This window comes from Synechococcus sp. H60.1 (assembly GCF_047462335.1).
GTDB lineage: Bacteria > Cyanobacteriota > Cyanobacteriia > Thermostichales > Thermostichaceae > Thermostichus.
Genome location: NZ_JANSJA010000023.1, coordinates 6,036 through 18,589 on the forward strand (window position 1 = coordinate 6,036; position 12,554 = coordinate 18,589).

The window sequence follows — 12,554 nt, forward strand, 5'->3', positions numbered from 1 at the left end:
CCCTGCTGTGGGTGGGCGGGATCCAGCCCGTTTTTGCCCATGCCAGCTTGCTCTCCACCTTTCCCGAAGATGGAGCAATCCTGCAGGAAGGGCCGGCGCAGGTGCGGCTGGTCTTCAATGAACCTGTGCAGCTCACGCAGCTCCAGGTTTTGGACGGCAACGGCCAGGTGCTGCCCCTGGAAAACTTGGTCGGCACGGGCAACGCACCGCAGGGGGATTTACCGGCGGAGATCCCGGAGGGGGTTTACATCGTCAGTTGGCGGGCCATCTCTGCCGATTCCCATCCGGTGAGTGGTTCGTTTGCCTTTCAGGTGGGGACGGCGGATCCGGGGCTGTTGCAGGCGGCGAGGGCAGCCCAAGCGGGGGATCCCTTCTATTGGCCGCTGGTGGGAGTGCGCTGGGGGATCTACCTGGGCAGCCTGTTTGTGGTGGGCGTGCTGGGCTGGTGGCGGCTGGTGCGGGGGCGGTCGGGCCCTGCAGATCAAATAGAGCTCTCTGCCGAGGCCTGGGCTTTTGCGGCTGCCTGGCTCACCCTCAGCCTGACGCTGGTGGCTTTGAGTTTGCACCTGGCCCAGCTCTACCCCCACTTTGCCGGGTCGGAGCTGCTGAGCGTGCTGGCCTCTCCCTATGGTTGGGGCACGGGGCTGCGGCTGGTGGGGCTGGGGATCCTGATCTGGGCCTGCGAGGGCGGCCCTGGCTGGGCCAACGGATTGGGGTCGATGGCGGTGATTGGCTCGTTTTTGCCCATCGGCCATGCCCTCACCAGCGAGTATCCAGCAGGGACGATGGCCCTCTTGGGGCTGCATCTAGCCGGCTCGGCTTTTTGGTTGGGGGGGTTGTGGGGGCTGGAGCGCCTGCTAAGCCATTCGCGCCAGCGGGACGGAGTCCTTGAGTTGACTCCCCCCGCAGTAGGCCTCATCCAGCGGTTTTCCGACGTGGCCACCTGGGCCGTGCCGGGGCTGGTGCTGGCAGGGGTGGGAATGGGCGGGATCCACCGCGGCTGGGACTGGGATCATCCCTACGGGCAGTACCTCTGGGCCAAGCTGCTGCTGGTGCTGATGATCCTAGGGTTGGCCGCCCACAACAAGCTGCGGCTGCTGCCGGCGCTGCGGTCGGGGGTCTGGGCGGCGGCTCGATCCCTGCAGGGGATTGTCCGCCTGGAGTTGGTGGGGCTAGTTTTGGTGCTGGCCTTAACCAGCTTTCTAGTGGCCCAAGCCCCTCCTGGGCAAGGAGCAGAACTCCCCCGGGAGCCAGCCTGCCAAGCGACATTGGGCTGGCCAGAAGGCAGCCTCCGCCTGCAGATCCGGCCCTGTCGCCCCGGCAACAACAAGGTGCAAGTGGAAGTCAAAGGGATCCCGGCCCAGGAGCTGAGCTTGGACTTTGACCTGCCCGCGCGTGGGATCCCGCCTTTGCGGCGCCAGGCCCTGCCGAAAGAACCTGGCCGGTTTGAGGTGGAAGATGTCCTCTTGCCCTTAGCGGGAGAATGGCAGATCCGGGTAAGGCTGCTAGTGAGCGACTTCGAGGAGCGACGGGAGCAAGTTAGGCTTAGGGTGGGGGATCGCTAGGAGCTGCCTAGGGAGTGAGCCTCTTCTTCCCCAAGGCGACCTTGGTATCCCTGCAACTGGAGGGCAGCTTGGAAGTCCTGACAGGCTCCTTGCCAGTCACCAAGGGCAGCGCGGGCTAGGGCGCGATTGCAGTGGGCTTTGATATGGCTGGGGTCCAGTTGGAGAACCTGCGTGTAGTCGCGGATAGCTGCCGCAAAGTCTCCCTGCTGGGCATAGGCCCAGCCGCGGTTGTTCAAGGCCCAGAGGCGCGTTTGGGGATCCAGCTCCAGTTGCAGGAGCTGGGTGTAGTCGGCCAGCGCGCTCTCGATCTCCCCCGCCTGATCCCAAAGGAGGGCCCGCCAGAAGAGGGCGTGGCGCTCCTGCGAATTCAAGAGCAGGGCCTGGGTGTAGTCGGCAATGGCCTGCTGTAGCCGGTTGGCCTGCCGGTGGAGATCCCCCCGCTGCCGGTAGGCGAGGGCCGCATCCGCCAGGCCCCAGTCGCAGTTGCAGCTCAAAGCTTGGTCAAGGTCAGCCAATGCTGCCTCCTTGTTGCCCAAAGTCAGATGTACCGCTGCCCGCAGGGCAAATCCCTGAGACGCCTGCGGCTGCGCTTGGATCAGGGCTGTGAAATCCGCCAGTGCTCCCTGCCAGTCCCCCAGCCGTTGCCGCGCCAGGCCTCGGTATAGATGGATACGAGCCAGCAGATCCAGCCCACGCTGGCTCCCCGGCTGGCCTGCCCACTGCAGCGCCTGGGAGAACTCCTCACAGGCTGCCAGCCACTCTTCTTGCTCAAAATGGATCTGGCCGCGGTCAAAGTAGAGCTGCGGGTTATGGGGATCCCGCTCCAGGGCAGCCGTGTAGTCCTGCCGCGCCGCCAAGGGATCCCCCAAAAGCCGGTGAACCTGGCCGCGGCTGCTGTAGGCCCTGGCATCGCTGGGATCCAAAGCAATGGCCTGGCTCAAGTCGGCCAGAGCCGCTTCCAGATGGCCCAGATCCCGATGGGCAATCCCGCGGTTAAGGTAGGCCTTGGCCAACTGGGGATCCAGCTCCAAGGCGCGGTTGAAGTCGGCTAAAGCGCCTGCCGGATCCCCCAACTCCTGGCGGGCCAGCCCCCGGTAGCAATAGGCCTGGGCTAGTGCAGGGTTAAGGCGGAGCGCCTGTTCACAGTCCGCCAGCGCTGCCTCCAGGGCGTTGTTGCTTAGGTGGGCCATAGCCCGCTGCAGATAGAGCTCCGCCTGCCCTGCCACCTCTGCTTCAGAGCTTCCAGCAGCCTGTAGCGCAATGGCCTGAGAGAAATCCTCAATGGCCCCCTGGACATCCCCCACCGCTTGCCGGGCCAGGCCGCGGCGGTAGTAGGCCTTACTGTGACCGGGATCCAACTGTAGCGCCTGGGTGTAGTCCTCTATCGCTCCCTGGAAGTCCAGCAACTGCGCCCGCGCCACTCCCCGGTTAAAGTAGGCTTCGCCATCCTGCGGATCCCGCTTGAGGACTTCGGAGAAATCTGCCGCTGCCCCCTGGGCATCCCCCAGATGGCCGCGCACCACGCCGCGGTTAAAATAAGCCCGCACCTCCTCAGGGTTGAGCTCAAGGGCGCGGGAATAATCCTCAATCGCCTGCTGCGGCTGCTCAAGCTGCCGGTAGGCGTTGCCGCGGTTGTAGTAGGCCACTGCCCAGTGGGGATTGAGGCGGAGGGCGTGGGTATAATCGGCAACTGCCCCTTCATAGTCCCCTAGCCGGTAGCGGGCCAGGCCACGGTTGAAATAGGTGCGGGCCTCTCCCCCCGCCAGTTGAATGACGCGGGTGAAATCTTCAACTGCTCCTGCCCAGTCGCCAGTTTTGTAGCGGGCGCTGCCCCGCTGGCTGTAGGCGCGGCTATTCTGGGGATCCAGTTGAATGGCCAGGGTGTAGTCGGCAATCGCCCCTTGGAGATCCCCTTGGCGGGCTTTCTCTTGGCCACGGACCAAGAGGCGCGCTGCCAAAACCTGGTCTACCGAAAGATCAGAAGCCACAGCTTCGTTGGAAACAGGCAGCAGGGGCCGCAGCGCCTCTAGCACCTCAGCTGCTGACTGAAAGCGCTCTTGCCAGCGGGGACAGATCATGCGATCCAAAATTACCGCTAGCGCCTCGCTCACTGGGGCCAGATCCCGCCAAAGAAGCTGGCCAGTGCGGGGATCGTCTGGGATCTTGGTGGGGGGGCGCCCAGTCAGCGCCTGAATGGCCAGCACTCCGACTGAGTAGATGTCGCTACAGGGCTGCGGCTTGCCGGCAAGCTGTTCCGGGGCTATGTAGCCCACCGAGCCGATGACTGTTGCCAGCTGGGTTTGGCCAGGAGCCGGGCTGACCAACCGGCCCACCTCCTTCACCGCCCCAAAGTCAATTAACACCAACTTGCCGTCGGAGTCGCGGCGCATCAGGTTGGCTGGCTTGATGTCCCGATGCACGATTTGACGGGCGTGGACATAGCGGAGGATCTCCAGGATCTCCCCCAGCAGTTTGACGACCTCCGCCTCGCTCAGGGGCTGGCCGGCCACCAGCTCTTGGCCGAGATCGTGGCCGGCAATGAACTCCTCGACTAAGTAAAACTCCTGATCCTGCTCGAAGTGGGCCAAGAGGCGGGGCACCCGGTCGTAGTGGTTGAGTTGGTTGAGAACTTTGGCTTCCCGTTCAAACAGCTTGCGAGCCGTGGCCAGGGTATAGGGATCCGTGGAGAGGGGGCGCAGGCGCTTAACTACGCAGGGGGTGCTGAAGGTATCTCGATCTACGGCCTTGTAGGTAACCCCAAACCCCCCCTGCCCCAGAAGGCCCAGGATTTCGTAGCGCCCCCGCAGAATGGTTCCCGGCTTAACCTTGTCGTCCATGATCCAGCTCGCCCCGCTGTGATCTTGGTCACGGCAAGCTGGCTCGATTCTGCCACAGGCTGCTCGCCTGCAGCGAGCTTGCCCCTAGTCCTGCACGTACTCTTCACCGGAGATCAAGGCTGCTTCTGCCTTCTGGAACTCCCGTCCTAGGTAGGCAGCGTGGCTAAGCTGGGAGACGACCTTTTCGCTTTCTTTTTCAAAGATCTGGACACACAACTCCTTGGCCGTCCGCCCGACGTACACCCGCTGTGGGGAGCGATTGACTGGCCCCCGCGCTGGGATCACCGCCCCCGTCTCCGGGTCGGTGGCCAGTCCCCGCTCGTTGATCACGGTGCTGTAATACTTGGCGCAAATGAGCTGCTGCTGCCGATCAACGTAGATAACAAAGTAGCCTGCCGGATCGAGCTCCAGGGGTCGGCGGGAAAGCTGGTCATCAATGCAGCGCACCTGCTCCCGCAAAGACTCAGAGGAAAAAGACGACATGGTAAAGTTGCCAAGAAGCTCACAAAACGGGTGCCAACGTAGCCAAGACTACCTTACATTATCCCCATTGTGGCTGAGAAATGGGCTCCCTGGAGAGTTCGATTGCTGCAGAAAAAGCCCCCTTGTTGGCCAGGGTTTTGGTTAAGCAATTGGCGGCGGCTTAAAGCAAGTTCAGTGGAAAGGCGGATGCTTGCCAGTGGGAGCTGAGATTACGCTAGAGGCAGCGAGCTAGGGATAGTCTCTGCCAAGATGCAATCGGCCCAAGCTGAGAGGCTAGTGGGGGTTGGAATCCCTGAGATAACACCTTCTGGAGAGCAGGAGCCGGCGGGCCATCTCCTCATCGTGGACGATCAGCCCCACAGTCGCCTGTTGCTGGGGGATCTGTTGGAGAGCATTGGCTATCGCGTCAGCGAGGCGGAAAACGGCCAGCAAGCCCTGCAGATGCTGCCAACCTTGCAGCCGGATCTGATCTTGTTGGATGTGATGATGCCGGGATTGGATGGGTTCGAGGTCTGTCGGCGCATCAAGGCCGATGAGGAGACCCGCTTAATCCCGGTGGTGTTGATTACAGCGGCCGGCGGCCGCAAAAACCGCGTGCGTGGCATCGAGGTCGGAGCCGATGACTTCCTGAGCAAGCCCTTTGATGAGGCGGAATTGCTGGCGCGGGTGCGGTCCCTCGTTTACCAAAAGCACCTTAATGAAGACCTGGATCATGCTGCCCAGGTTTTATTTGCCATTGCCCGCAGCGTAGAAAGCCGGGATCCCACCACCGGGGATCACTGTGAGCGTCTGGCACAACTGGCCAAGGGCTTCGGTGAGTTTCTCCAGCTACCCCGTCCCTTGATCAAGGCGCTGACCTGGGGAGCCTATCTGCACGACATCGGCAAAGTGGGCATACCCGACGCCATTTTGAGCAAAACGGGCAAACACACGCCGGAAGAGTGGGAGGTGATGAAATCCCACGTCTTGATCGGGGAGGAGATCTGCCGCCCGCTGCGCACCATGAAGGATGTGCTGCCCCTCATCCGCCACCACCACGAGCGCTGGGACGGCAGCGGCTATCCCGATGGCCTCAAGGGAGAAGAGATCCCACTGGTGGCCCGCATCTTCCAGATTGCCGATATCTACGACGCCCTTACCTCGGAGCGACCCTACAAGCGAGCCTTCACTGTCCAAGAAGCCATGGACATCCTGCGGGAAGAAACGGCCAAGGGCTGGCGGGATCCCTACTTGGTGGAGCGTTTCTTTGAATTTCTGAGGTCACGACTGCCCCAGTTGGAGTAGGCTGGGGTAGGTAGACCCTTCAAGACAAGATCCTTTGGTCAGCAGGGATCCTCTACGGCGCTGTGTAGGTTGTCGCCAGTTGTTTCCCCGCTCCCAACTGTGGCGGCTGGTTAGGCAATACGATACTCACCAGGTGCTTCTGGACAAGGGCATGGGCCGTTCTGCCTACCTGTGTCGCCGGCTAGAATGTCTGCGGGCAGCGCGGCGGAAGCAGCAGCTCAGCAGAGCCCTCAAGGCAGCAGTGCCCGACTCGCTGTGGCAACTGCTGGAGCAGCAACTGCTGTGCGATGCTAAGGCCCAGAGCCCCCAGGAAACCTTAGCTCCGGGGGCAAGCGCTTTAGACAAAACCTAGGCAGCTCCAGAATTGGCCAAGTAAGATATTGAAACACCTTTTCAGGCTCATCCAGTCGCGAACTACACGGTAGCCCCTCTCAACTGTCAGAATAGGGGTTGGTTGAGTTAGCCGCGGCCGGCCTGTATGAGCCGCAAAAAGGTTATTCTAAAAGCGCTGTTGATGTTGGTTCCTTCCCCGGTTGTCTTACACTTTATGTCCCCTGCGGATGCTTTCAAAGCAGCTTCGGACTTGGATTCCCTCCAGTCTCCACCCTTGGAAGGATTGACGAGACATTCTCGATGTACCGGAGGAAGCACCTACACACCCAACAGGTTTACTCCTACCCACTAATTATCTGGATTGTAAAACTGACAAGGAGAAAGGAGCAGAGGCTAGCAGACGAATGACCGATAAAGTCAGACTTTACGACATTGCCCGCGAACTGGGACGTGACAATCGCGAGGTGCTAGAGGCTTGTGAGCAGTTGGGGATCCCTTTCAAAAGCCATAGCAGCACCATTTCTCCAGAGCAAGCCGAGTTGGTGCGCAGCAAACTGGGTGAACCTCGCGTTGTGAAACCGACTCGTCCCCGGCTCCGGCCCAAGCTGCAGCCTGAGAGCTCTCAACCGCAGTCTCCCGTCGAAGCCAAAGCAAGTGAGCGCTCTCAGCACATTGTCGGCATTCGCCGGCCTGCTCCTGCTCAGCAGCAAGCTGCTGCTGGTGAGGCCAGTTCTTCCAAGCCTTCGCTGCAGCGACCCGACCAGGTCTCCTCCGAAAAAGGGTCCACCGGTGGCAGCCTAGAATTGATAGGCCCGCCGCGGCGACAAGTCGATCCGCCTGTGCGCCCGGCTGCCCAGGAGCCGCAGCCGGCAGCTCCTCCGACTCGCCCTGAGGCTGCTGCCAAAGCCGGCAGCTCCGAACCCAGCCCCGCTCCGGCGGCCAAGCGACCGACGGTGCTCCCTCCCCCTCGACGAGCCGCCTCTGGGCCCGAGCCACCGCAACGGGCCTCTGAATCCGGTCGCCACGACCTTTCGGAGGCGCCCTCCCCCAGCGGCGCTCCTACCTCTCGTCCTGCCGAGGAAAAGGTTTCTCCCCCTCAAGCTGGGCAGCGCCCGCGTCCGCAATTGGTGGGGGCGCCTGTTCGCCCTGGCACTCGTCCCGAGCCACGCCCGCCAGTGGTCAAGAAGGAAGAGAGCTCCGGCAGCGGCAAAGCTGAGGAGGCTCCTCGTCCGCAGCGGCGGCTGGAATTGGTAGGGCCTCCTACCCGTCCTGTGGCTAAGCCTGTTCCCCCTGAGCCAGCTGCTTCCCCTCGCTTACCAGAAGGGATCCCTGAGGAACGCCCCACCCCGGTGTTGGCTGAAGCTCCCGTGCGGCCTGCTGCGCCCAAAATCAAGCGCAAGACGGTAGAAGAAGAGGACGAGGAACTGCAAGCCCTCGAACGACGGGCCAGCCGCACTCAGGCCAAGCGCAAACGCAGCCGCAGAAGAGAGGAAGGAGACGGAGACGTTCTGGATTTGGATCCCTTGACCGTCATCTCGGCTGTCAAGCAGGCGGAGCTGAACGCTCTCAAACCCTTGGCGCGCCCCACCGCCAAGCCCCCCTCCTATCGTCCGCCCGCGGCAGCGGCTGCTCCCGCCGCTCGCCCTCGCCCGGCTGCTAACCGCCCCCAGCGGCCATCGGCCTCTGCCGAAGCTAGCGCTCCTGAGGCGGCAGCAGAATCCTTGCCAGAAGAGAAGGTATTGCTCCTGGAGGGCAGCCTCACCGTGCAGGAATTGGCCCGCCGCCTGCGGGTGGCCGAAACCGAGATCATCAAAACCCTCTTCTTCAAAGGAGTGAGGGTGACCATCAACCAGGTTTTGGACGAGTCGCTGGCTGAGTCGGTAGCCAAAGAGTTGGGCTACGAAGTGCGTCGGCCCGAGGCAGAGCCCAAAGCTAAGAAAACCGAGATGCTCGATCTGGAGGACATCGAGCATCTGGTGCCCCGTCCGCCAGTGGTGACCATCATGGGCCACGTGGATCACGGCAAAACCACCCTGCTCGATGCCATCCGCCACACCAATGTGGCCCAGGGCGAGGCGGGCGGGATCACCCAGCGCATCGGCGCCTACCACGTGGACGTGGACTTTGAAGGCCAGAAGCGACGCATTGTTTTCCTGGATACTCCCGGCCACCAGGCTTTTACCGCCATGCGCGCCCGCGGTGCCCGCGTCACCGACATTGCCGTTTTGGTGGTGGCTGCCGATGACGGGGTGCAGCCGCAGACGCTGGAGGCCCTCAGCCACGCTCGGGCGGCCCAGGTGCCGATCATCGTGGCCATCAACAAGATCGACAAGCCCGGCAGCCAGCCGGAGCGCATCAAGCAGCAGTTGGCGGAGCACGGGTTGTTGCCGGAGGAGTGGGGTGGCGACACGCCCATGGTAGAGGTCAGCGCCCTTACCCGCCGCAACCTAGACGCGCTGCTGGAGATGATCCTGTTGGTGGCGGATGTGGCCGAGCTGCAGGCCAACCCCAACCGGCCCGCCCGCGGCACCGTGATCGAAGCCCACCTGGACAAGGCCCGCGGCCCGGTGGCGACTCTGCTGGTGCAGAACGGTACCCTGCGGGTGGGCGATACCCTGGTGGCCGGCGCTGTGCTGGGCCGAGTCAAAGCCATGATGGACGACCGCGGCCAGCGGCTGCAGGAGGCCGGGCCCTCTTCAGCGGTGCAACTGTTGGGCCTGGAGGAGGTGCCGGCGGCGGGGGATGAGTTCCAGGTGTACACCGACGAGAAAGAAGCCCGGCGGATTGCTGAGGAGCGGGCGGAAGCGCTGCGGCAAGCCCGTCTGCAACAGGCGCTGCTGTCGCGGCGGGTGAGTTTGGGCAGCATCTCTGCCAAGGCTCAGGAAGGCCAGCTCAAGGAGCTGAACCTCATTATCAAGACGGATGTCCAGGGATCCGCCGAGGCCATCCAGACGGCTTTGCAGGAGCTGCCCCAAGAGGAAGTGCGGTTGCGGGTGCTGCTGGCGGCCCCTGGGGAGATTACAGAGACTGACGTGGATTTGGCGGCAGCTAGCGACGCCATTATCCTCGGTTTCAACACCACCTTCGCCCCCGGCGCGCGGCAGGCTGCCGACGACAAGGGGGTGGATGTGCGCGAATACGACATCATCTACAACCTGCTGGACGACTTGCGGGCAGCGATGGAGGGCCTGCTGGAGCCGGAGGAGGTGGAAGAGCCCTTGGGCCAGGCGGAAGTGCGTATGGTGATCCCCATCAGCCGCGGTGCGGTTGCCGGCAGCTACGTGCTCTCCGGCAAGGTGCAGCGCAATGCTCTGGTGCGGGTTCGCCGCAAAGGGGAGGTGGTTTACGAAGGACGCCTCGACTCCCTCAAGCGCTTCAAGGACGACGTGCGGGAGGTGGCCGCCGGTTTCGAGTGCGGGATCGGCATCGAGAAGTTCCACGCTTGGCAAGAGGGGGACATCATCGAGGTCTACCAGATGGTCACCAAGCGACGGACACTGGCTCCTGCCTAGTCCCAGCCGGTGGTAGAGTTTCAGGGATCCCAGCCCCAAGGGATCCCTGGGGAGAGTTTCCCCCCAAAGCAATGGAGAAAATCTTAAGTGGCCAGAGGGAGGAAATGGATGCAACAGAGCCAGAGACTGAGCCAGATGTTGTTTGTGACGCTGCGGGAGGATCCCGCCGAAGCAGAACTGCCCAGCCACAAGTTGCTGCTGCGGGGCTGCTTTATCCGGCGGCTCTCCCCGGGGATCTACACCTATTTGCCGCTCCTCTGGCGGGTGCTGCAGAAGATCTCGGACATTGTCCGGGAAGAGATGAACGCCATTGGCGCTCAGGAGTGTCTGCTGCCCCAGTTGCAGCCGGCGGAGATCTGGCGGGAATCGGGCCGCTGGGACGTGTACACCCAAGCCGAAGGGATCATGTTTGCCCTCAAAGATCGGCAGGGACGCGAGCAGGCCCTGGGCCCCACCCATGAAGAGGTGATCACCCTGCTGGCGCGGGATCTGATCCGCTCCTATCGCCAGTTGCCGCAGACCCTCTATCAAATCCAGACCAAGTTCCGCGACGAGATCCGGCCCCGCTTTGGCCTGATGCGTGGGCGGGAATTCATCATGAAAGACGCCTACTCCTTCCACGCCAACGAAGAGAGCCTGCGCCAGACCTACCAGGACATGTACCGGGCCTACAGCCGCATCCTGCGCCGCTGCGGGCTGGAGTTTCGCGTGGTGGATGCCGACGCCGGAGCCATTGGCGGGCCATCCGCGGCTTCTCAGGAGTTTATGGTGTTGGCCTCTGCCGGCGAAGACGAGATCCTCTACACCCCCGATGGCTCTTATGCCGCCAATGTGGAGAAGGCCGTCTCCCTTCCGCCACCGGCAGCAGACTCCCCCTACACCACCTTCCAGGTTCTGGACACGCCGGGAACCGAAACCATCGAGAAGCTGGCCGATTTCTTGAAGATCTCCCCCACGCTGATTGTCAAAAACGTCCTCTACCAAGCCCTTTACGACAACGGCCTGCGGGTGGTGGTGCTGCTGAGCATTCGCGGCGATCAAGAGGTGAATGAGGTAAAACTGGCCAACCACCTCAGCCGTCTGGCGGAGCGTTACCAGGCCCACAAATTGCTCACCCTCACCCTGGCGGACGCGGAGATCCAGAAAAGCTGGCAAGGGGATCCGATCCCGGTGGGCTACATCGCCCCCGACCTACCGGATAGCTGCCTGGGCCGGCAGAAACACTTTGCCCCTCAGATCTTGCGCCTAGTTGACCAGACGGCAGCCCTGCTGAAAAACTTTGTAACCGGCAGCAACCAGGTGGGGCGGCACGTGGTGGGGGCCAACTGGGGCGAGCAGTACCCTCTGCCGGAGGTGGTGGACGTGCGCAAAGCCCAGGCGGGGGATCGCTGTCTGCTCAACCCCGACCAGATTCTGGAAACCGCCCGTGGCATCGAGATTGGGCACATCTTCCAGTTGGGCCTCAAGTTTTCGCTGCCGATGCGGGCCACCTTTACCGACGAGCAGGGCGTCGAGCAGCCGCTGTGGATGGGCTGCTACGGCATTGGGGTATCGCGCCTGGCCCAGGCGGCGGTGGAACAATCCCACGATGCCCATGGGATCATCTGGCCGGTGGCCATTGCCCCCTATCACGTGGTGGTGGTGGTGCCTAACGTCTCCGACCCGGAGCAGATGCAGGTGGCGGAAAAGTTGGTGCAGGAACTGGCTGCTGCCGGCATCGAGACCCTCTGGGACGACCGGGACGAGCGGGCCGGCGTCAAGTTCAAAGATGCGGATCTCATCGGGATCCCTTACCGCCTTACCACCGGGCGCAGTCTTAAGCAGGGCAAGGTGGAATTGGCCGAGCGGGCCACCGGCCAAGCGGTAGAAATTCCCATTGAGGAAGTGGTGGCTACCCTGAAAGAGCGGATTGCTGCTGCCCTAGCCGTGCCAGATTGAGTAGGGCTTTTGTCGTCACCAATGCTGAAAGGCAGCCTCGATTATCTATTGCGCGGCAAGAACATCCTGCTGGTGGTGGAAGCCAAAAAGGACGATCTGACGCGGGCTTTTGTCCAAATGGCGGTGGAGATGATCGCCCTGGCCCAGGTGGAGCCGCAAACGCAGATCTACGGCGCCGTCACCATCGGATCTACCTGGCAATTCGGACAGATCCTTGGGGATCCACAGACAATCCGACAAGACTTGACCTTGTACCGAGTACCGGAAGATCTGGAGAGCGTTGCCGGTATCCTCACGGCCATGGTAGGGGATCCCAGCCAACCATGAAACCCAAAACCCTCTGGTTTGCCCTGCAATTGATGGTGGCCGCTGCGGTTATCAGCGCGGCGATCAAATGCGGTGGCCCCTATCTGGCCTTGCCGGAGACCCTGCCGGTGATCCTCGCCATGATCGTCTCGCCCACCTTGGTCATGGCCGGGATCCTGTGGCGCTGGCAACAGCGGTCTTCTCTTTCCCCAACCCGCGTCCAAGAGGCCCTGCCAACTGCAAACTCTGAGAACCCAAAAGTCTCTCAGCCGCCTTCCGATTGACCCTCACCCCCA

At 62.5% G+C, this 12,554-nt stretch carries 9 protein-coding genes; 7 read left to right on the forward strand and 2 right to left on the reverse strand.

What is annotated here, in order from left to right; all coding sequences use genetic code 11:
* The first annotated feature begins 2 nt into the window (after positions 1 to 2).
* Entirely contained in the window at positions 3 to 1,565 is a 1,563-nt protein-coding gene (locus NW852_RS01125) for a copper resistance CopC/CopD family protein (protein WP_414426398.1), read from the forward strand.
* Here NW852_RS01125 and NW852_RS01130 read toward each other — a convergent pair.
* Positions 1,562 to 4,402, reverse strand: a complete 2,841-nt coding sequence (locus NW852_RS01130) for a tetratricopeptide repeat protein (protein ID WP_414372503.1) — start codon at positions 4,400 to 4,402, stop codon at positions 1,562 to 1,564. The two genes, NW852_RS01125 and NW852_RS01130, sit on opposite strands and share 4 nt — an antisense overlap.
* Positions 4,403 to 4,486: 84 nt before the next feature.
* Positions 4,487 to 4,885, reverse strand: coding sequence for a DUF4346 domain-containing protein (locus NW852_RS01135; protein WP_414365489.1), 399 nt, complete (start codon positions 4,883 to 4,885; stop codon positions 4,487 to 4,489).
* Positions 4,886 to 5,134: 249 nt separating this feature from the next.
* On the opposite strand from NW852_RS01135, the gene NW852_RS01140 reads away from it, so the two are divergent.
* From NW852_RS01140 to NW852_RS01165, 6 genes are all read left to right on the forward strand, one after another.
* Positions 5,135 to 6,169, forward strand: coding sequence for an HD domain-containing phosphohydrolase (locus NW852_RS01140; protein WP_414426399.1), 1,035 nt, complete (start codon positions 5,135 to 5,137; stop codon positions 6,167 to 6,169).
* A 34-nt stretch (positions 6,170 to 6,203) separates the two neighbouring features.
* Positions 6,204 to 6,521 carry a YlxR family protein gene (locus NW852_RS01145; RefSeq protein ID WP_414365486.1) on the forward strand — a complete coding sequence of 106 codons (318 nt, stop codon included), beginning with the start codon at positions 6,204 to 6,206 and terminating at the stop codon, positions 6,519 to 6,521.
* A gap of 385 nt (positions 6,522 to 6,906) precedes the next feature.
* The gene (infB, locus tag NW852_RS01150; protein ID WP_414365485.1) at positions 6,907 to 10,014 is read left to right on the forward strand and encodes a translation initiation factor IF-2; all 3,108 of its coding nucleotides are present in this window, start codon (positions 6,907 to 6,909) and stop codon (positions 10,012 to 10,014) included.
* Positions 10,015 to 10,122: 108 nt separating this feature from the next.
* Complete coding sequence (locus NW852_RS01155; protein WP_414333119.1) at positions 10,123 to 11,952, forward strand: proline--tRNA ligase; 1,830 nt, start codon at positions 10,123 to 10,125, stop codon at positions 11,950 to 11,952.
* A gap of 21 nt (positions 11,953 to 11,973) precedes the next feature.
* The gene (locus NW852_RS01160; RefSeq protein ID WP_414337980.1) at positions 11,974 to 12,279 is read left to right on the forward strand and encodes a hypothetical protein; all 306 of its coding nucleotides are present in this window, start codon (positions 11,974 to 11,976) and stop codon (positions 12,277 to 12,279) included.
* Positions 12,276 to 12,542 carry a hypothetical protein gene (locus tag NW852_RS01165; RefSeq protein WP_414365481.1) on the forward strand — a complete coding sequence of 89 codons (267 nt, stop codon included), beginning with the start codon at positions 12,276 to 12,278 and terminating at the stop codon, positions 12,540 to 12,542. The genes NW852_RS01160 and NW852_RS01165 overlap by 4 nt, the downstream gene beginning before the upstream one ends.
* Positions 12,543 to 12,554: the final 12 nt, after the last annotated feature.

Bases quoted from the DNA above. Each gene is read 5' to 3' on its own strand.
- NW852_RS01135 (WP_414365489.1), bottom strand. From the start codon at position 4,885: ATGTCGTCTTTTTCCTCTGAGTCTTTGCGGGAGCAGGTGCGCTGCATT.
- NW852_RS01140 (WP_414426399.1), top strand. From the start codon at position 5,135: ATGCAATCGGCCCAAGCTGAGAGGCTAGTGGGGGTTGGAATCCCTGAG.
- infB (WP_414365485.1), top strand. From the start codon at position 6,907: ATGACCGATAAAGTCAGACTTTACGACATTGCCCGCGAACTGGGACGT.
- NW852_RS01155 (WP_414333119.1), top strand. From the start codon at position 10,123: ATGCAACAGAGCCAGAGACTGAGCCAGATGTTGTTTGTGACGCTGCGG.
- NW852_RS01165 (WP_414365481.1), top strand. From the start codon at position 12,276: ATGAAACCCAAAACCCTCTGGTTTGCCCTGCAATTGATGGTGGCCGCT.
- NW852_RS01160 (WP_414337980.1), top strand. From the start codon at position 11,974: ATGCTGAAAGGCAGCCTCGATTATCTATTGCGCGGCAAGAACATCCTG.
- NW852_RS01130 (WP_414372503.1), bottom strand. From the start codon at position 4,402: ATGGACGACAAGGTTAAGCCGGGAACCATTCTGCGGGGGCGCTACGAA.